The organism is Pandoraea communis, from assembly GCF_902459745.1.
GTDB lineage: Bacteria > Pseudomonadota > Gammaproteobacteria > Burkholderiales > Burkholderiaceae > Pandoraea > Pandoraea communis.
The window spans coordinates 348,308-367,332 of record NZ_CABPSJ010000003.1; the positions used below are offsets into that span (position 1 = coordinate 348,308).

Annotated in this window: 16 protein-coding genes and 1 tRNA gene; 15 read left to right on the forward strand and 2 right to left on the reverse strand. The window is 62.5% G+C overall.

Going from position 1 to position 19,025, the window contains the following annotated elements:
- Window positions 1-71: 71 nt before the first annotated feature.
- Complete coding sequence (locus PCO31110_RS12375; RefSeq protein WP_010807422.1) at window positions 72-599, forward strand: FKBP-type peptidyl-prolyl cis-trans isomerase; 528 nt, start codon at window positions 72-74, stop codon at window positions 597-599.
- Window positions 600-737: 138 nt separating this feature from the next.
- Here PCO31110_RS12375 and PCO31110_RS12380 read toward each other — a convergent pair whose 3' ends face one another.
- Window positions 738-2,087, reverse strand: coding sequence for a hypothetical protein (locus PCO31110_RS12380; RefSeq protein ID WP_010807421.1), 1,350 nt, complete (start codon window positions 2,085-2,087; stop codon window positions 738-740).
- Window positions 2,088-2,093: 6 nt separating this feature from the next.
- The gene (gene mutS, locus PCO31110_RS12385) at window positions 2,094-4,796 is read right to left on the reverse strand and encodes a DNA mismatch repair protein MutS (protein ID WP_150690564.1); all 2,703 of its coding nucleotides are present in this window, start codon (window positions 4,794-4,796) and stop codon (window positions 2,094-2,096) included.
- A 308-nt stretch (window positions 4,797-5,104) separates the two neighbouring features.
- Between mutS and PCO31110_RS12390 the strand changes: the two genes are divergently transcribed.
- The 14 genes from PCO31110_RS12390 (at window position 5,105) to nuoH (ending at window position 19,016) form a co-directional block, all read left to right on the forward strand.
- Window positions 5,105-7,078 (forward strand): sensor domain-containing diguanylate cyclase, encoded by a 1,974-nt coding sequence (locus PCO31110_RS12390; RefSeq protein WP_010807419.1) that lies wholly within the window; start codon window positions 5,105-5,107, stop codon window positions 7,076-7,078.
- A gap of 246 nt (window positions 7,079-7,324) precedes the next feature.
- A complete protein-coding gene (locus tag PCO31110_RS26160) occupies window positions 7,325-7,696 on the forward strand; it encodes a response regulator transcription factor (protein ID WP_010807418.1) in 372 nt (123 codons plus the stop codon).
- Window positions 7,697-8,113: 417 nt separating this feature from the next.
- Window positions 8,114-9,118: an NAD(P)H-quinone oxidoreductase gene (locus tag PCO31110_RS12400; RefSeq protein WP_150690565.1), complete on the forward strand. Its 1,005-nt coding sequence runs from the start codon at window positions 8,114-8,116 to the stop codon at window positions 9,116-9,118.
- A gap of 181 nt (window positions 9,119-9,299) precedes the next feature.
- Entirely contained in the window at window positions 9,300-10,067 is a 768-nt protein-coding gene (gene tpiA, locus PCO31110_RS12405) for a triose-phosphate isomerase (protein ID WP_036661143.1), read from the forward strand.
- A 94-nt stretch (window positions 10,068-10,161) separates the two neighbouring features.
- Window positions 10,162-10,530, forward strand: a complete 369-nt coding sequence (gene secG, locus PCO31110_RS12410; protein WP_036661140.1) for a preprotein translocase subunit SecG — start codon at window positions 10,162-10,164, stop codon at window positions 10,528-10,530.
- A gap of 142 nt (window positions 10,531-10,672) precedes the next feature.
- Window positions 10,673-10,757 (forward strand) — tRNA-Leu (locus PCO31110_RS12415).
- Window positions 10,758-10,887: 130 nt separating this feature from the next.
- Window positions 10,888-11,247 (forward strand): NADH-quinone oxidoreductase subunit A, encoded by a 360-nt coding sequence (locus tag PCO31110_RS12420; protein ID WP_010807414.1) that lies wholly within the window; start codon window positions 10,888-10,890, stop codon window positions 11,245-11,247.
- A gap of 47 nt (window positions 11,248-11,294) precedes the next feature.
- Window positions 11,295-11,774: a NuoB/complex I 20 kDa subunit family protein gene (locus PCO31110_RS12425; protein ID WP_010807413.1), complete on the forward strand. Its 480-nt coding sequence runs from the start codon at window positions 11,295-11,297 to the stop codon at window positions 11,772-11,774.
- 12 nt (window positions 11,775-11,786) lie between these two features.
- Complete coding sequence (locus tag PCO31110_RS12430; RefSeq protein WP_010807412.1) at window positions 11,787-12,386, forward strand: NADH-quinone oxidoreductase subunit C; 600 nt, start codon at window positions 11,787-11,789, stop codon at window positions 12,384-12,386.
- A 9-nt stretch (window positions 12,387-12,395) separates the two neighbouring features.
- Window positions 12,396-13,649, forward strand: a complete 1,254-nt coding sequence (locus PCO31110_RS12435) for an NADH-quinone oxidoreductase subunit D (protein ID WP_010807411.1) — start codon at window positions 12,396-12,398, stop codon at window positions 13,647-13,649.
- 170 nt (window positions 13,650-13,819) lie between these two features.
- Window positions 13,820-14,320: an NADH-quinone oxidoreductase subunit NuoE gene (nuoE, locus tag PCO31110_RS12440; protein ID WP_010807410.1), complete on the forward strand. Its 501-nt coding sequence runs from the start codon at window positions 13,820-13,822 to the stop codon at window positions 14,318-14,320.
- Window positions 14,317-15,609 carry an NADH-quinone oxidoreductase subunit NuoF gene (gene nuoF, locus PCO31110_RS12445; protein ID WP_010807409.1) on the forward strand — a complete coding sequence of 431 codons (1,293 nt, stop codon included), beginning with the start codon at window positions 14,317-14,319 and terminating at the stop codon, window positions 15,607-15,609. Before nuoE ends, nuoF begins: the two co-directional genes overlap by 4 nt.
- A gap of 29 nt (window positions 15,610-15,638) precedes the next feature.
- On the forward strand, window positions 15,639-17,951 hold the full coding sequence (gene nuoG / locus PCO31110_RS12450) for an NADH-quinone oxidoreductase subunit NuoG (RefSeq protein ID WP_010807408.1): 2,313 nt from the start codon (window positions 15,639-15,641) through the stop codon (window positions 17,949-17,951).
- Entirely contained in the window at window positions 17,952-19,016 is a 1,065-nt protein-coding gene (nuoH, locus tag PCO31110_RS12455; RefSeq protein WP_010807407.1) for an NADH-quinone oxidoreductase subunit NuoH, read from the forward strand.
- Window positions 19,017-19,025: the final 9 nt, after the last annotated feature.

A 19,025-nucleotide genomic window follows, 5' to 3' on the forward strand; every position in this document is an offset into this window, starting at 1 on the left:
CGCTTCAGGTTACTGCCGGGGCGCTGTCATACGGCTGCGCGTATAATGCGGGCTGTTTTCCGGAGAGTTTGATGAAGATCGAAAAGAATACCGTCGTCTCGGTGACTTACAAGTTGTCGGACGCTCAGGGCAACCTGATCGAAGAAAGCGGCGCCGAGCCGATGGTTTATCTGCACGGCGGCTATGATGGCACGTTCCCCAAGATCGAGGAAGCGCTCGATGGCCAGGACGTTGGCTATGAGGCGCAACTGCAACTGGAACCGGCCGACGCGTTCGGCGACTACGATTCCGAGTTGATCAAGGTCGAAGAGCGTGGCCGTTTCCCGGAGCCGCTGGAAGTCGGCATGCAGTTCGAAGGCACGCCGGAAGATGGTGACGATGAGTCCGACACGTTGATCTACACGGTGACGGACGTTGCCGACGACAAGGTTGTGCTCGACGGCAATCATCCGCTCGCGGGCATGGCGCTGCGTTTCGATCTGAAGGTGACCGACGTGCGTCAGGCGACGGAAGAGGAAATCGAGCACCAGCACGCGCATGGTGCGTCGGGTCTCGAGGTCGTCGACGAAGACGAAGACGACGCACCGACGCTGCACTGAGTTTCGGCGTCGCACTGCTGTCTAAGGGCAGTGCAGGCGACGCACGACGCGCGAAAGCCGTATCAGGACATTCGCCGGGTCCGGCGCATTGCATATCGCGATGCGCCGGACCCGGCGTTTGCGTTTCCAGGGCCTCGCTCAGCGGCTGTGCGCGGCGGGATGTGTCGCCGTGTTGGGCGTGCGTGCGGGGCCGATGGGCGTGACGCCCTGATTGGGGTCCGAGCTGACCGAACTGGCTCCGGTGACCAGACCGGACGACGGATAGACGGCGGAGTACGGCGCGGCGTAGGGCGCAGCGCCTGAGGGGCTGGCGGACGTTCTGCCGGGTTCGGGGTTCGGCGCGACGACCGATGCCGGCGCCGCGCCACTGCTGCGCTGAGCATTGGCCGCTGCCGCGCTATTGGGGGCGAGCGCCACGCTCTCGAAGCGGAACAGTTGCGGCGTACGCGGATCGACGCGCACGCGCACCCAGCGGTCTGCCGCGGGCGAGCCATAGCTGCTCAGTTGCGTGAATGACTTGACGGGCGCGCCGTGGGTATCGCGCAGCGGTTGCGTGTGACGCATCGTCTTGCCGCTGTCGATCAACAGGATTGGCGCTTTGAAGCGATTGGCAAGGCGCAGCAACTGCGCACGGAAATCCTTATAGCCATCGATCCCGTGCCGTCCGGACCGCTCCGAGAAGATGCCGCCCAGACCACCGCTGTGCGCCGGTTCGAACTCCGGATCGGCTTGCGCGACGATGACCATGCCAATAGCGTCCTTCTGTTGTGCGTAGACCGCCGCGTGCTGCAACCAGACGCGCGTTGCAATGACCCGATCTTCGTATTCGCCGTTGCGTCCTCCGGCCGAGCGGTAATTGTTGTTGTTACCCGGAAGGTTCAGGCCGACGAACACCACGCCGCGATAGAACCACCGCACGTTCTCGTGATACTGGCGAAAGCGTGCCATGTCGCTCTGACGCGTGATGTCGAACTGTGCGTAACCCACGGGGCCCGGGCCGAGCAGCGCATCGTCGTTGAATGCGTGATCGCGCAGAAAATCGAGGCGCTCCACGGGGTTGTAGCTCCCCTCGCTGGCGCGCTGGCAATCGGCCCAGTCGTTAGCGCCGGGCACATAGAGAAGCGGCTTGGGAGAACTGGCGAGCAGACTCAGGCGCTGCGTGATGAGTTCGTCACGGCACGACTCCGTGACGTCTTTGATATTGCCCGCGTGAACGACAAATGCAGCCTGCGTGTCGCCAATGTTGGTCAGCACGCTGCGCACCACGGGCACTTCGGCATTCCCGAACGGGGTATTGCCGAGCACGGCAAAATCGAACGGCGGCGGTTTGGGTGCGCTCTTGGCCACGGCTTTCGCGGCGGGCTTCGCGTTGCCCTGCGACGCTGCTGCCAACGTTGAACCCGTCGCCAGCGCAAGTGCCACGAAGCACACCGCGAACAAGCCGACGCGGGGGTGGCGAGGGGCGCGCAGGCGACGCAGCTTCAACACGGGAAGTCAGTGGTTCGCGCGGCCGTCCATCAGGCCTCGCAGTTCATACAACAGTTCAAGCGCTTCGCGCGGACGAAGGTCGTCCGGATCGATCTGTGCCAGACGCGCCAGCGCGGCCTCGGCGTCCAGGTCGAGTGCGGCGGCCCGACGTGTCGTATCAGGTGTCCCCTGATGTGCCGCCACGCTGCCGGCATCGTCGTCGAGATCGTCCTCGATGGGCGCGCGGGGCGCGAACAGATCGAGCTGCGGTGCGGCCGGATCGAGCGCCTGCTGTTCGAGCAACGCAAGATGCTTGCGCGCCGCGCGAATGACCGGCATCGGCACCCCGGCAAGCTGCGCGACCTGCAAGCCGTAGCTCTGGCTCGCGGGGCCATCCTGAACCGCGTGCAGGAACACGATGCCTTCACCATGCTCTACGGCCGACAGATGCACGTTCGCGCATTGCGGGAATTCGTCCGGGAGTTGCGTCAGTTCGAAATAGTGCGTGGCGAACAACGTGTAGCAGCGATTGTGACCGAGCAGATGCCGCGCAATCGCCCATGCTAGCGCGAGGCCATCGAACGTCGACGTGCCGCGTCCGATTTCGTCCATCAGCACGAGGCTCTGGTCGGTTGCCGTATGCAGAATCGCCGCCGATTCGGTCATCTCGACCATGAACGTCGAGCGTCCGCCCGCGAGGTCGTCCGAGGCGCCGATACGCGTGAAGATGGCATCGAGCGGCCCGAGGCGTACGGCCTCGGCGGGCACGTAGCAGCCCACGTAAGCGAGCAGGGCGATCAGCGCGGTCTGACGCATGAACGTCGACTTACCGCCCATGTTCGGGCCGGTGATGAGCAGCAGGCGGCGGGCATCGCCCAGCGAACAATCGTTGGCGATGAAGCGCTCCACCTGTTGCTCAACGACCGGATGACGACCCTGACGAATGTCCACCACGCGATCTTGCACCAGCTCGGGCTTTACCCAGCCCAGTGTCTCGGCGCGTTCGGCCAGGGCGGAGAGAACGTCCAGTTGGGCGAGTGCCTGCGCAATGCGCTTGAACTCGGTGATGTGCGGCAGCAGGGCTTGCAGCAGCGCGTCGTAAAGCAGTTTTTCCCGGGCGAGCGAACGTTCCTGTGCAGACAGCGCCTTGTCTTCGAATGTCTTCAGTTCCGGCGTGATGTAGCGCTCGGCATTCTTGAGCGTCTGACGGCGACGATAGTCATCGGGCACCTTGTCGGTCTGGCCGCGCGTGACTTCAATATAAAAGCCATGCACCTTGTTGAACTCGACACGCAAATTGTTGATGCCGGTACGGGCACGCTCGCGCGTTTCCAGATCGATGAGGAACTGTCCGCAGTTCTCCGAGATGTCCCGCAACTCGTCGAGGTCGGCATCGTAGCCGCGCGCGATGACGCCGCCGTCGCGCACCATCGCAGCCGGGTCTTGCGCAACGGCGCTCGTGAGCAGCGCGAGCGCGGCGTCGGGAATGGCAAGGTCTTCGTGCAGGATGGCAAGCAGCGGCGAACTTGTTTCGACGGCGCGCAGTGTGGTGTGCAGCTCGGGCAGACGGCGCAAGGCATCGCGCAGGCTCGACAGATCGCGTGGACGCGCCGTGAGCAGTGCCAGACGTGCCGTAATTCGCTCGACGTCCGCCACATGTCGCAGTTCGCTGTTCAGCGCGCGCCACGTGCCGGGGCCTTCGAGCAACGTGGCGATGGCCTGTTGGCGCGACTGCGGCACCTGCTGATCGCGCATCGGGTGGTGAAGCCAGTGACGCATCAGGCGGCTGCCCATCGTGGTGCCGCAGGTGTCGAGCAACGAGAGCAGCGTTGGCGATTCGGTGCCGCGCAGCGTCTCGGTGAGTTCCAGATTGCGCCGGGTCGCGGCGTCCAGGCCAATATAGGCCGCTTCCCGCTCCACGTTCAGACTTTGCACATGGCGCAGCGACTGGCCCTGCGTAGCGGCTGCGTATTGCAGTAGCGCACCGGCCGCACCTAGCGCGGGGTTCAGGCCATCGCAGCCGAAGGCCGTCAGGCTGGCAACGCCGAGTTGATCGCGCAGTCGCTGCGTGCCGGCAGCCGTGTCGAAATGCCAGTCGGGCACCCGGGTCGTGGTGCCGAGGGAAAGGCCCTCGAACGTTTTCAAGGCGCTATCCGGCACGAGTGTCTCGGCCGGGCGGATGCGCTCCAGCTCGCGCGGCAGCTTATCGGCGGCCACTTCCATCAGGCGCAGTTCGCCGCTGGCGAGCGACAGCCACGCGAGGCCGGCGATGCATTCGCTGGCGCGCCGGGCCGGGGGTATCTGCACGGCGAGCAGATACTGATCGACCTTGTCGCTGAGCAGCGCGGCGTCGGTCAGCGTGCCGGGGGTAACGATGCGCACGACTTTGCGCTCCACGGGGCCCTTGGCGGTGGCCGGGTCGCCGATCTGCTCGCAGATGGCGACCGATTCGCCTAGCTTGACCAGCTTGCCAAGATATTGCTCCACGGCGTGATGGGGAACGCCGGCCATGCGGATCGGTTGACCGCCGGACTGGCCGCGCGCGGTAAGCGTGAGGTCGAGCAGGCGTGCCGCCTTGGCCGCGTCATCATGGAACAGCTCGTAGAAGTCGCCCATGCGATAGAAGACGAGCATGTTCGGATGCTCGGCCTTGATGCGCGTGTACTGCTGCATCATCGGCGTCATCGGTGCGGTGGAGGCGGGGGCAGGGGTAGCTTGGGTGCTCGTCATGAATGAATTCGGGTCGGGCGAGTCGGGTCACGATGCCTTGGGCAGGTGGCACCTGCCGGAGGATCTCGCGGTGAGCCGGCATGCAGCGCGCCGGTTCGCACCATCGTGGCGCGTTGGATGCGCAATTTTACGACGGGTTTGACCCGGCCCGTCATGCGACGTGCTGCGATGTTGCCTTCAGGTGTCGGTAAACATGTCACATGAAGGGGGCGAATTATTCTCAAGTTTCCCGAAAATGTGCCGTTTCGGGTGGTAAGCTCCGCAAAAATTACCAAAAAGCAGCGCAAGCTACTCTCGCACGGGTCAGTATGGTGAAGTCGTTGAAGGGACGAGTCGCGTTGGCGACAGCGCTCGTCTCGATGGTATTGATCGTCGGTGTGGCCGTTGGCATCGAGTTTTTCGTTTACGGGGAATTGCGAAACTCGATGCAGGCGCAGCTGGACTCGCAGGTCAAGCTCGTGGCCGACCAGCTCGACGACAAATTGCGGGGAAAGTTTCTCGCGCTGCATCGTATGTCCCGCCATATTGGCGATCTCCACGCCATGACGCCCGCGCAGTTCGACACCTTTGCCGGCATGTCGGTGTCGATGCCGGAGACGTTCAACACACTTTTCGTGGCCGCTCCCGACGGCCGCGTGCTCTACGACTCGACGTTCCCCGCCACGCCCTTCAATATTGCCGATCGCGATTACTTCCAGCAACTGCTCGCGGGCGCGCCGCAGGCCGCCTCAAGCGTGATTGCGGGCAAGATCACGCGCTCGCCGGGCATCGTGCTCGCTGTGCCTGTCACCGATGCGCAGGGTAAGGTGATGGCCGTGATCGGCGGGGCAGTCAATTTGCTGCGGCAGAATTTTATCGTTGATCTGGCGAGCAACGCGATCGGCGAGACGGGGCGTTACTGTCTGGTCACCAACGAGAATCCGGCGCGGTACGTCATTCAGGCCGATGTGACAAAGATTCTCACCCCGGTGGGGCCGGAGCAGACGTTGTGCGGTATACGCGATCCCGGCCAGCACGAGATCGTCCACATGCACCCGCTGGTCGCGCGCGCGACCATGACGACGACGGGGTGGTCGGTCGTGGCGGTAGTGCCCGGTGCCGAAGCTTTCGATCCGCTCGCGCGGGTGCGGCGGCGCGTCATCATGCTCGCGATCGCCGCCATCGGTATTGCGGCGTTTGCGATGTGGTGGATGGCGCGGCGCATGTTGCATCCGCTCGACACGCTGCGCAACCTCGTACAGCGCAGCGCCGGCGATATGCGTGCCGTGCAATCGCTGCCCGTGCAGCGTGCCGACGAGATCGGAGCGCTCGCGAACACGTTTCGCGACATGATGGAACAGTTGGGCGATCGTACGGAGGCGCTGGAAATATCGCGCGAGGCGGCACGCGCGCACGTGCGTCGCATGCAGGAGATCGCAGATCGCGTGCCCTATTTGGTGGCGTTTCTCGACGGTGAAGAGCGCTTCGCGTTCGTGAACCGGGCCTGTGAGCAGCGATTGCGCCACTCGCGCGAGCGCATTCTCGGCGCGACGGCGCGCGAGTTGCTTGGCCCGTCGCTGTATCGTGAATTTGCGCCTTACCTGTCGCGGGCATACGCCGGCGAGGCCGCCACCTTCGTCTGGGATTTCGGCGAAGACGCGGCGTATCGCTGCTTCGAAGTGAGTTATCAACCGGAGTGGGCGTCGCAGAATGTGCTCGCCGGCGTTCACGTATTTGTGCGCGACATCACCGTAGAGCGTTCGAACGAGCGGCGCTGGCGACGTGAATCGCACACCGATCACCTCACTGGGCTGCTCAATCGCAAGGGATTCGATCAGGCGCTGGCCAACGCCGTGCGACGTGCGCGCGAAGGCGCCGGGGCGCAGGCGCTGCTGTTCGTCGATCTGGATCGCTTCAAGGTGGTCAACGACACCTGGGGCCATGCGCTGGGTGACGAACTGCTTCGGCGGCTGGCCAAGCGGCTTGTGGCGAGCGTGCGTGAGAGCGATGCCATCGCCCGTTTCGGCGGCGACGAGTTTGCCGTCATCATGGGGGATGTTCAGGATGTCGTCGACGTCGAGCGCACGGCGATGTCGATTCTCGATCTGGCGTCGCGGCCAATGGTGCTGTCCGTCGGTGAGGTGAGTGTGGGGGCCTGTGTCGGCGTGGCGATGGTCGCGCGTGGTGAGGACAAGACGCCCGACATGCTGTTCCAGGCCGCAGACCGCGCGCTCTACAACGCGAAACACGGCGGACGCGGGCGCTTCGTGCTCGGCGATGGTGCGCCCGGCCGATTCGCGTGAGCGGGCGCTCACCGGGGCGGCGAGATGTCTCGCGGATGTCGACGGTAATGCGCTGGCGTTTGCCGGGAGGGTTGGCCTGCGGTGAGCGTCGCGTATTAGGCAACGGCAATCGAACACGCCATTGCGATGAGCTTCTGTGAAGTTACGAGCGTGAATTGTCTGTCGCACAATGAACGACGCCGTACGTTGACTGCTTACCGCAGTCGATGGAGCCGGCGAGCGAAAGTGTTCATACAGGAGGCGGGCATGAAACTCGAAGGCGGACGAAGCCGGGTAACCACGCGGGCGGCTTCCGACGCAGGGTGGCGCGAGGCTGGGGCGCGCCGTGAGCCACCGCGGGCATCGCATCGGGCGCCGCGGTCGCGGCAGCGTACCGAGGGACGCGACGACAATCCGAGGTATCTGAGTTTGTCGGTTCGCGAAAACGAAGTGTTTCATATGCTGGTCGACGGCCTGGCCGTCAATGAGATCGTTGATGTCATGCATTCGAGCGAGCGAACGATCGCAGCACACGTCGCAAATATCCTGCACAAACTCGCGCTCGACGATAGTGCAGACCTGATCGGCTACGCCATTCGGCACGGGCTGATCGACGAAGGGGGGGAAGGCGTCGCCTGACGGTCTTTCCGAGGTAGGCGTCGCTGGCTTGCCCCGAACCGCCGGCTTCTTCCTTTTGGGCACAATCCGGCGCGTCGCACAAGGTCGTTACGATCCCACGCGACGCGCCCGTCAACCAGACAGTGAGCGCGTCGGTTCACGTCGCGCAAACCAAACCAACTGCGAGCACGTTGCCAATGTCGTGCCAACGTCCCGAATAATTCCGATTGATCGAGAACGAGCGCGAGGTTCGCTTCGTCGGCCAACACGATCGCGCTGTCGGTGATAAGGTACCGGCTCGACACAATTTACCGAGGGTGCGTGTCATGGCCGGTGCGCTTGAAGGCGCGCGGCGCAGGCATCATCCTCACGACCCCAACGAGACGGGCGACCCGCTTCGATGCGAGGACTTCGCCCCCGAAACCGAGGACAGACACGATGAAGGCGATCGAGATCACGCAGTACGGCGCACCGGAAGTGCTCAAGCCCACCGAGCGGCCGCGTCCCGAACTCAAGCCGGGCGAAGTGCTTATCAAGGTGGCGGCGTCGGGAGTGAACCGTCCGGACGTGCTTCAGCGTATCGGTCAGTACCCGGTGCCGCCGGGCGCCTCGGATCTGCCCGGACTCGAAGTCGCTGGCGAGATCGTCGAAGGCGCGCTCGATGGGGCAGACAACCGCTGGGGTCTGAAGATCGGTTCGCGCGTGTGCGCGCTGGTGCAGGGCGGTGGCTATGCCGAGTATTGCGCCGCGCCGCTCGCACAGGTGCTGCCGGTGCCGGAAGGGCTGTCGGACGTGGAGGCGGCGTCGCTGCCGGAAACGTTCTTCACGGTGTGGAGCAACGTGTTCGATCGCGCTCACCTCGGTGAGACCGAGACGGGCGAGAAGGAGACGCTGCTGGTGCAAGGGGGAACGAGCGGTATCGGCGTGACGGCGATCCAGCTTGGCGTGGCGCTCGGCCATCGCGTGTTCGCAACCGCCGGTTCCGACGAGAAGGCTCGCGCATGCGAAGCACTTGGCGCGGAGCGGGGCATCAATTACAAGACCGAGGATTTCGTCGCCATCGCCAAGGAACTCACCCAGGATCGCGGCGTGGACGTCGTGCTCGATATGGTGGGCGGCGACTATCTGCCGCGTGAAGTACAGGCGCTGGCCTTTGACGGACGCATCGCCATCATCGCGCTGCTCGGCGGGAGCAAGGCCACGCTGGATATGGGCGCGCTATTGCGCCGCCGCCTGACAGTGACCGGCTCGACGCTGCGCCCGCGCTCGGTAGCATTCAAGGCGGCCATCGCGCAGCGCCTGTACGAGAACGTCTGGCCGCTGTTTGCGGCAGGCAAGATTCGTCCGGTGATTTATCAGACGTTCCCGGCCGAACAAGCGGACAAAGCCCATGCTTTGATGGAAACCAGTACGCACGTCGGCAAGATCGTGCTGACCTGGTAAGCACGCCTGCGTCGATTGATGGTGGGAATCCGCGTGAAATGCGTGTTTCATGCGGATTCTCGCGTTAGAAAGCCATCGAAATTGACCCCCATGCCCTGGACGCACTAGAATGAGAGGTTTTTCGTCCATACGCATTGGGGGATAAGGCGTGACAACTGGTACCGCAGCTTCGGCTCGCACCATCAGCCGCAAGGCTGGCAAGCTCGTCGTGGGCAATTGGAAACTGCATGGCAGTCTGGCCGGCAACGAGGCGCTTCTGGGCGACCTGCTGGCATCGCCGGTGCTGAGCGCGCCGGGCGTGATTGCGGCCGTGTGCGTGCCGTTCCCCTATCTCGCACAATGCCAGACTCGCCTCTCGGGGCAGGTGTTGGGCTTTGGTGCGCAGGATGTCTCGGCGCAGTTGAGCGGTGCCTTCACGGGCGAAGTCGCGGCGCCGATGATTGCCGAGTTCGGTGCGCAGTTCGTGATCGTGGGGCACTCGGAGCGTCGCACGTATCACGCCGAGACCGATGCGAATGTTGCTGGCAAGACGGTGCGCGTGCTCGATGCGGGCATGACGCCGATCGTATGTGTGGGTGAGACGCTTGCCGAGCGCGAGGCCGGTGAGACGACGGCGGTGGTGACGCGTCAGCTCGAGGCGGTACTCGCAGCGCTGACGGTGGAGCAGGCCGAGCGGATCGTTGTCGCTTACGAACCGGTTTGGGCGATTGGTACGGGCAAGACGGCAACCTCGGCCGAGGCGCAGGAAGTACATGCCCATCTGCGTTCGCTGTTGCGCGCGAAGGGTGAGGCGGTCACGGATGTGGCGGTGTTGTACGGTGGCAGTGTGAAGCCGGACAACGCGGCCGAGCTGTTCTCAATGGCGGACGTCGATGGCGGTCTGATCGGCGGTGCGGCATTGAAGGCGGTCGATTTTCTGGCGATTTGCGAGGCGGGACTGTCGCGCTGATTGCCAATGCCATGCTTCGTCATGGCACGAAATAGTCATGATGCGGTGCATCAAAAATGCACTGCAAATCGGATTTTTCTATACGGGTGATGAGATGGGGTTGTTGAAAACGTTGTTGATCGTGGTGCAGGTGCTTTCGGCGCTGGGCATCATCGGTCTGGTGTTGCTTCAGCATGGCAAAGGCGCCGACATGGGCGCTGCATTCGGTAGCGGTTCGTCGGGCAGTCTCTTCGGTGCATCGGGCTCTGCGAACTTCCTGTCGCGTACCACGGCAGTTCTGGCGGCCGTATTCTTCGTGACCACGCTGGGTCTCACGTATCTCGGTTCGTATAAGCCGGCAGCAAACATCGGTGTCCTTGGTAATTTGCCTGCCGCGACTTCGCCGGCAACGGCGTCGGCACCTGCTGCGGCAAGCATTCCGGCACCGGCTTCTGTGGCCAATCCGCAGGGCGTGCCCAAGTAATTGACGATAGCTTTGTGACAAGTAATAAGCTGTAAAGAAAATCGAAAAAAAATCGATTTGTGCATTGAACAAAAGGTGGAAGGGCGCTACTATAGCGGTCTTGAAGCGATTCGTAAGTGACAGCGGATTGCAGACTATGAATGCCGACGTGGTGAAATTGGTAGACACGCTATCTTGAGGGGGTAGTGGCGAAAGCTGTGCGAGTTCGAGTCTCGCCGTCGGCACCACAGTTCTACGATGCCAGCCTTGCGTTTATGCTTTGGCTGGCATTTTATTTTGTGCTCACCGTTCATCCGCTTTCCGGTCCCCACGCCATCGACGAGAGCGGTTCTTTGAACTAACCGAAAGAGGGTAGAGTTGAACCTCGGAACCTATTATCCCGTCCTGCTGTTTCTTCTGGTAGGTGGCGGTCTTGGGGCGGTACTGATTGGGGTTGGTAAATTCCTCGGCCCCAACAAACCCGACAGCGAAAAACTCTCTCCGTACGAGTGCGGCTTCGAGGCTTTCGAAGACGCGCGCATGAAGTTCGATGTGCGCTACTATCTCGTCGCCATCCTTTTCATCCTGTTCGATCTGGAAACGGCATTTCTGTTTCCGTGGGGCGTGGCCCTGCGCGATATCGGCTGGGTGGGCTTTATCTCCATGATGGGTTTCCTGCTTGAGCTGCTCGTCGGTTTCGTGTTCCTGTGGAAGCGCGGTGCGCTTGACTGGGAATAAGACCGTCAACGTATTGGCAGCATTGCAGAAGGATTCAGGGTAAGCATATGAGCATCGAAGGGGTTTTGCGCGAAGGGTTCGTCACCACCACGGCTGACAAACTCATCAACTGGACGCGCACGGGTTCGCTTTGGCCGATGACGTTCGGCCTTGCGTGTTGTGCCGTTGAAATGATGCACGCCGGCGCGGCGCGTTACGATCTGGACCGGTTTGGCGTGGTGTTCCGCCCGAGCCCGCGTCAGTCGGACGTGATGATCGTGGCCGGCACGCTGTGCAACAAGATGGCGCCCGCGCTGCGCAAGGTGTACGACCAGATGGCCGAGCCGCGTTGGGTGATCTCGATGGGGTCGTGCGCCAACGGCGGCGGTTACTATCACTATTCCTACTCGGTGGTGCGCGGTTGCGATCGCATCGTGCCAGTCGACGTCTACGTGCCGGGCTGTCCGCCCACGGCCGAGGCGCTTGTCTACGGCATCATCCAGTTGCAGTCGAAGATCAAGCGGACTGCGACGATCGCGCGTAAATAACCGCCCCCGCCCATGTCTACACTAGAACAACTCAAGACCACCCTGCAAAACGTGCTTGGCACTCGTGCCGAGCAGTTGGTGGAAGCCCTCGACGAGCTGACGTTGACCGTCAAGGCAAGCGACTATCTCGAAGTGGCGCGCACGCTGCGCGATCATCCCGAGCTGAAGTTCGAGCAATTGATGGATGTTGCCGGCCTGGACTACTCGGCCTATGGCGAGGGTGCCTACGACGGCCCGCGCTATGCCGCCGTCTCGCATCTGCTCTCGCTCACCCACAACTGGCGTCTGCGTGTGCGCGTGTTCGCACCGGAAGACGATCTGCCGGTCGTGGCATCGCTGATCGATCTGTGGAGTTCGGCCAACTGGTTCGAGCGTGAAGCCTTCGATCTGGTCGGTATCGTGTTCGAGGGTCACCCGGATCTGCGCCGTATTCTGACGGACTACGGTTTCATCGGTCACCCGTTCCGCAAGGACTTCCCGACGTCCGGTTATGTCGAGATGCGTTACGACCCGGAACAGAAGCGAGTGATCTACCAACCGGTGACGATCGAGCCGCGCGAAATTACGCCGCGCATCATCCGCGAAGAGCATTACGCCGGTCTGAAACATTAAGGTGGCCTTGTGGCAGACATCAAGAACTACACTCTGAACTTCGGTCCGCAGCACCCGGCAGCGCACGGTGTGCTGCGCCTGGTGCTGGAGCTGGACGGCGAAGTGATCCAGCGCGCCGATCCGCACATCGGCCTGTTGCACCGCGCGACCGAAAAGCTCGCCGAATCGAAGACGTTCCTGCAATCCGTGCCGTACATGGATCGTCTGGACTACGTCTCGATGATGTGCAACGAGCACGCCTATGTGATGGCGATCGAAAAGCTGCTCGGCGTCGAAGTGCCGATTCGCGCACAATACATCCGCGTGATGTTCGACGAAATTACGCGCGTTCTGAATCACCTGATGTGGATCGGTTCCCATGCGCTCGACGTGGGCGCGATGGCGGTGTTCCTGTACGCCTTCCGTGAGCGCGAAGATCTGTTCGACGTGTATGAAGCCGTTTCGGGTGCACGTATGCACGCGGCTTACTACCGTCCGGGCGGTGTGTACCGCGATCTGCCGGACACGATGCCGAAGTATCGTGCGTCGAAGTTCCACAACGAGCGTGCGATCAAGAAGATGAACGAAGCGCGCGAAGGCTCGCTGCTGGACTTCATCGAAGATTTCGCCATTCGCTTCCCGAAGTGTGTCGACGAGTACGAAACGCTGCTCACCGACAACCGTATCTGGAAGCAGCGTCTGGTCGGTATCGGCGTGGTGTCGCCCGAGCGTGCCATGCAGCTCGGCTTCTCCGGTGCGATGCTGCGCGGCTCGGGCATTGCCTGGGATTTGCGCAAAAAGCAGCCGTACGAAGTGTACGACCGCCTCGAGTTCGACATCCCGGTGGGTAAGGAAGGCGATTGTTACGACCGTTATCTGGTGCGCGTTGAAGAAATGCGCCAGTCGGCCAGCCTGATTCGCCAGTGCGTGAAATGGTTGCGTGCCAATGAAGGTCCGGTGATTACGGACAATCACAAGGTGGCGCCGCCGTCGCGAGTGGAAATGAAGTCGAACATGGAAGAGCTGATTCACCACTTCAAGCTCTTCACCGAAGGCTTCCACGTGCCCGCCGGCGAGACGTATGCCGCTATCGAGCACCCGAAGGGCGAGTTCGGCATCTATCTGGTGTCGGACGGTGCCAACAAGCCGTACCGCCTGAAAATTCGCGCGCCGGGCTTTGCCCACCTTTCTGCGCTCGACGAGATGGCAAAGGGTCACATGATTGCAGATGCTGTCGCAATCATCGGTACCCAGGACATCGTGTTCGGCGAGATTGATCGCTAAATGCGCAGCGGGCGCCCCAGGCGCCCGCAGTGTTAATTCGGCAGGGTTTCGCAGGTCGATACCATTGCCGTTCCAGTTGCCGTGCCTGTGAGTTGCGGGCAGCCGAGATGATCGGCTCGCCCGCGCTGGCACGAGCGGGGATAACGTTTTAGAGAACCGTCGGATCGGAAATGCTTTCTCCCGAAGCCCTGAAGAAAATCGACCGTGCCGTTGCCAAATACCCTGCCGAGCAGAAACAGTCGGCGGTAATGCACGCACTTGCCGTAGCGCAGGTCGAGAAAGGCTGGTTGTCGCCCGAAGTGATGCAATTCGTGGCGGACTACCTCGAGATGCCCGCAGTCGCGGTGCAAGAGGTCGCAACCTTCTACACCATGTTCAACACGAGCCCCGTGGGCAAGTTCAAGTTGACCGTGTGCACGAACCTGCCTTGCCAGCTCACGCGCGGCGAAGAGATGGCCAAGTACCTGAAGGAGAAGCTGGGTGTCGAGTACAACGACATCACGCCGGATGGTCTCTTCACGGTCAAGGAAGGTGAGTGCATGGGCGCTTGCGGCGATGCCCCCGTCATGCTGGTGAACAACCACCGCATGTGCGGCTTCATGAACGAAGCCAAGGTCGACGCGCTCATCGACGAGCTCAAGGCCAAGGGTGCCGCGGGAGAGAAAGCATGACGTCGCTGCACAACCGTCACATCAAGCCGCTGATTCTCGCTGGCCTCAATGGCGATAACTGGCATCTGGAAGATTACGTCAAGCGCGGTGGTTACCAGCAGCTCGCACGCATTCTGAAGGAAGGCCTCACGCCGGAGCAGGTCATTGCCGACGTCAAGGCATCGGGCCTGCGTGGCCGCGGAGGCGCAGGCTTCCCGACTGGTCTGAAGTGGAGCTTCATGCCGCGCGCGTTCCCGGGTCAGAAGTACCTTGTCTGTAACTCGGACGAAGGCGAACCCGGCACGTTCAAGGATCGCGACATCCTGCGCTACAACCCGCATGCGCTGATCGAAGGCATGGCCATCGGCGGTTTCGCCATGGGCATCACCGTCGGTTACAACTACATCCACGGCGAAATCTACGAAGTGTATGAACGCTTCGAAGCGGCGCTCGAGGAAGCGCGTGCCGCCGGTTATCTGGGCGAGAACATCCTCGGCACAGACTTCTCGTTCCAGTTGCACGCTCACCATGGCTATGGCGCGTACATCTGCGGCGAAGAAACCGCATTGCTCGAGTCGCTCGAGGGCAAGAAGGGCCAGCCGCGTTTCAAGCCGCCGTTCCCGGCGAGCTTCGGTCTGTACGGCAAGCCCACGACCATCAACAACACCGAGACGTTCGCGGCGGTTCCGTTCCTGCTGGCCACCGGCCCTCAGCAGTATCTGGAAATGGGCAAGCCGAACAACGGCGGCACCAAGATTTTCTCGGTGTCGGGCGACGTCGAGCTGCCGGGTAACTACGAAGTGCCGCTGGGCACACCGTTTCCCGAGTTGCTGGAACTTGCCGGTGGCATGCGCGGCGGCAAGAAGCTCAAGGCCGTGATTCCGGGCGGCTCGTCGGCACCGGTCGTGCCGGCCGGGTTGATGATGGAAACCACGATGGACTACGACAGCATCGCCAAGGCTGGATCGATGCTGGGCTCTGGCGCCGTGATCGTGATGGACGAGACACGCTGCATGGTGCGCTCGCTGCTGCGTTTGTCGTACTTCTACTACGAAGAATCGTGCGGTCAGTGCACGCCGTGCCGTGAAGGCACGGGCTGGCTGTGGCGCGTGGTCAATCGTATCGAGCACGGTGAAGGCCGCAAGGAAGATCTGGACCTGCTCAACTCGGTGGCCGAGAACATCATGGGCCGTACCATTTGCGCGCTGGGCGACGCCGCAGCGATGCCGGTGCGCGGCATGCTCAAACACTTCTGGGACGAGTTCGCCTACCACGTCGAGCACAAGCATTGCTTGGTCGGCGCTCACTAATCCCTTTTGACGCTTGGCATTGAACCGCTATGGTTGAAATCGAAATTGACGGCCAAAAGGTCGAGGTGCCCGAAGGCAGCATGGTGATCCAGGCTGCCAAGAAGAATGGCACCTATATTCCTCACTTCTGCTACCACAAGAAGCTGTCCATCGCTGCGAACTGCCGCATGTGCCTGGTCGAGGTCGAAAAGGCCCCGAAGGCCGTGCCGGCCTGTGCAACGCCGGTGGCCAACGGCATGATCGTGCGCACCAACTCCGAGAAGGCTGTGAAGGCACAGCAATCGGTGATGGAGTTCCTGCTGATCAATCACCCGCTCGACTGCCCGATCTGCGATCAGGGGGGTGAGTGCCAACTGCAGGACTTGGCCGTCGGTTACGGCAAGTCGGCGTCGCGCTATCAGGAAGAGAAGCGCGTGGTGTTCCACAAGAACGTGGGCCCGCTCATCTCGATGGAAGAGATGTCGCGCTGCATCCACTGCACCCGCTGCGTGCGTTTCGGTCAGGAAGTGGCCGGCGTCATGGAGTTCGGCATGCTGGGGCGCGGCGAGCACTCGGAAATCACGTCGTTCGTCGGCAAGACGGTCGACTCCGAACTCTCGGGCAACATGATCGACCTGTGCCCGGTCGGTGCGCTGACGTCGAAGCCGTTCCGTTACAGCGCCCGTACGTGGGAGCTGTCGCGCCGCAAGTCGGTGAGCCCTCACGATGGCGTGGGCGCGAACCTCGTGGTGCAAGTGAAGAACAACAAGGTCATGCGCGTTGTGCCGCTCGAGAACGAAGCGGTCAACGAATGCTGGATCTCGGACAAGGACCGTTTCTCGTACGAAGGTCTGAACAGCGACGATCGCCTCACCAAGCCGATGCTCAAGCAAGGCGGTGAGTGGCACGAAGTCGACTGGCAGACGGCGCTCGAATACGTCGGTCACGGTTTGACGGACATCATCCGCGACTTCGGCGCCGACGCCGTCGCCGCACTGGCCTCGCCGCATGCCACGCTCGAAGAACTGCACCTGTTGCAGAAGTTCGTGCGCGCACTGGGCAGCGAGAACGTCGACTTCCGTCTGCGTCAGACGGATGTATCGGGCGGCACCCAGGGCGCACCGTGGCTCGGCCTGCCGATCGCAGAACTCGACACGCTGCAAAGCGCACTGGTCGTCGGCTCGTTCCTGCGCAAGGATCATCCGCTGTTCGCCTCGCGTCTGCGCTCCGCTGTGAAGGCCGGTGGCCAACTCAACGTGCTGCACGGCTCGGACGACGATCTGCTGGTGAAGCTCGCCAACAAGATCATCGCCGCACCGAGCGCCTGGGTGAGCGAACTGGCCGGTATCGCCGTGGCGGCTGCCGCTGCCAAGGGCGTTGCCGCTCCGGCAGAGCTGGCCGGTGTGAGCGCTAGCGATACGGCCAAGGCCATCGCTGCGTCGTTGGTGAACGGTGAGCGTCGCGCAATTCTGCTGGGTAACGCCGCTGTGCAGCATCCGCAGTTCTCGCAACTGCACGCCATCGCGCAAGTGATCGCTGACATCACCGGCGCCACGCTGGGCTTCCTGACCGAAGGCGCCAACACGGTCGGCGGCTACGCAGTGAAGGCCACGAACGCGAAGGGCGCTGCCGCGCTGTTCGCGCAGCCGCGTCAGGCATACCTGCTGCTCAACGCCGAGCCGGAGTACGACTCGGCCGATGCGAAGCAAGCACTCACGGCTTTGAGCGCCGCGAAGATGGTTGTCTCGCTCTCGCCGTTCAAGCATGGCCTCGACTACGCCGACGTGCTGCTGCCGATCGCGCCGTTCACGGAAACCGCCGGTACGTTCGTCAACGCCGAAGGTCTGCCGCAACACTTCAACGGTGTGGTGCGTGCGCTGGGCGAAACGCGTCCGGGCTGGAAGGTGCTGCGCGTGCTGGGTAACCTGCTGAAGCTGCAAGGCTTCGAGCAAGACACGGCCGAGCAGGTTCGCGACGAAGCCCTCGCCGGTTTCTCGGCGGCCTCGCTTGATAACCGCGCCAAGGCTGCACTGACTGCGCCGAAGGCGGCGGGTCAGGGGCTGGAGCGTCTGGCCGATGTGCCGATCTACGCTGCCGATGCACTGGTGCGCCGTGCGCCGTCGCTGCAACTGACGAACGATGCCAAGGCAGCGCTGCGTGCCACGCTGCCGGCGGCACTGTTCGACAGCCTGGGCCTCGCTGCCGGCGACGCCGTGCGCGTGCGTCAGGGCGATGCCGTGGTTACGCTGCCGGCCGCTCGCTCGGAAACGCTGCCTGCCAACGTGGTGCGCGTTCCGGCAGCCACGCCGGCGTCCGCCGCGCTTGGCGCGATGTTCGGTGAAATTTCGGTGGAGAAGGCGTAAATGAGCCTGAACGAAGTCATCAATCAATACGGCACGCAACTGCTGGGCGTGGCCTGGCCGACGGTGTGGGCGCTGGTCCGCATTCTCGTTGTGGCCGTGATCCTGCTGCTGTGCGTGGCGTACCTGATTCTGTGGGAGCGTAAGCTCATCGGCTGGATGCACGTGCGTCTCGGTCCGAACCGTGTGGGTCCGGCCGGTCTGCTTCAGCCGATCGCCGACGTGTTGAAGCTCCTGCTCAAGGAAGTCATCACGCCGTCGCAAGTCAGCAAGGGCATTTACGCCATCGCTCCGGTGATGGCGGTGCTGCCGGCCTTTGCGATCTGGGCGGTGATCCCGTTCCAGCCGGGGGCGGTGCTGGCCGACGTGAACGCCGGTCTGCTGTACGCCATCGCGATCTCGTCGATCGGTGTGTACGGTGTGATTCTCGCCGGTTGGGCATCGAACTCGAAGTACGCCTTCCTCGGCGCCATGCGCGCGTCGGCCCAGATGATTTCGTACGAAATCGCCATGGGCTTCGCGCTGGTGACGGTGCTGATGACGGCTGGCTCGCTCAATCTGTCGGACATCGTGCGCTCGCAAGAGCACGGCATGTTCGCCGGCATGGGGCTGAACCTGTTGTCGTGGAACTGGCTGCCGCTGCTGCCGATGTTCCTCGTCTACTTCATCTCGGGTATTGCGGAAACGAACCGCCACCCGTTCGACGTGGTGGAAGGTGAGTCGGAAATCGTGGCCGGTCACATGATCGAGTACTCGGGCATGGGCTTCGCGCTCTTCTTCCTGGCCGAGTACATCAACATGATCATCATCTCGGCGCTGGCTTCGGTGTTGTTCCTGGGTGGCTGGAGTGCGCCGTTCGGCTTCCTGTCGTTCATCCCGGGGGTATTCTGGCTGGCGTTCAAGGTGTTCCTGCTGCTGTCGGTGTTCATCTGGGTGCGTGCGACGTTCCCGCGCTACCGCTACGACCAGATCATGCGTCTGGGCTGGAAAGTTTTCCTGCCGTTGACGATCGTTTGGGTGATCGTGGTGGGTGGCTGGATCATGTCGCCCTGGAACATCTGGGGCTGAGGCGAACGG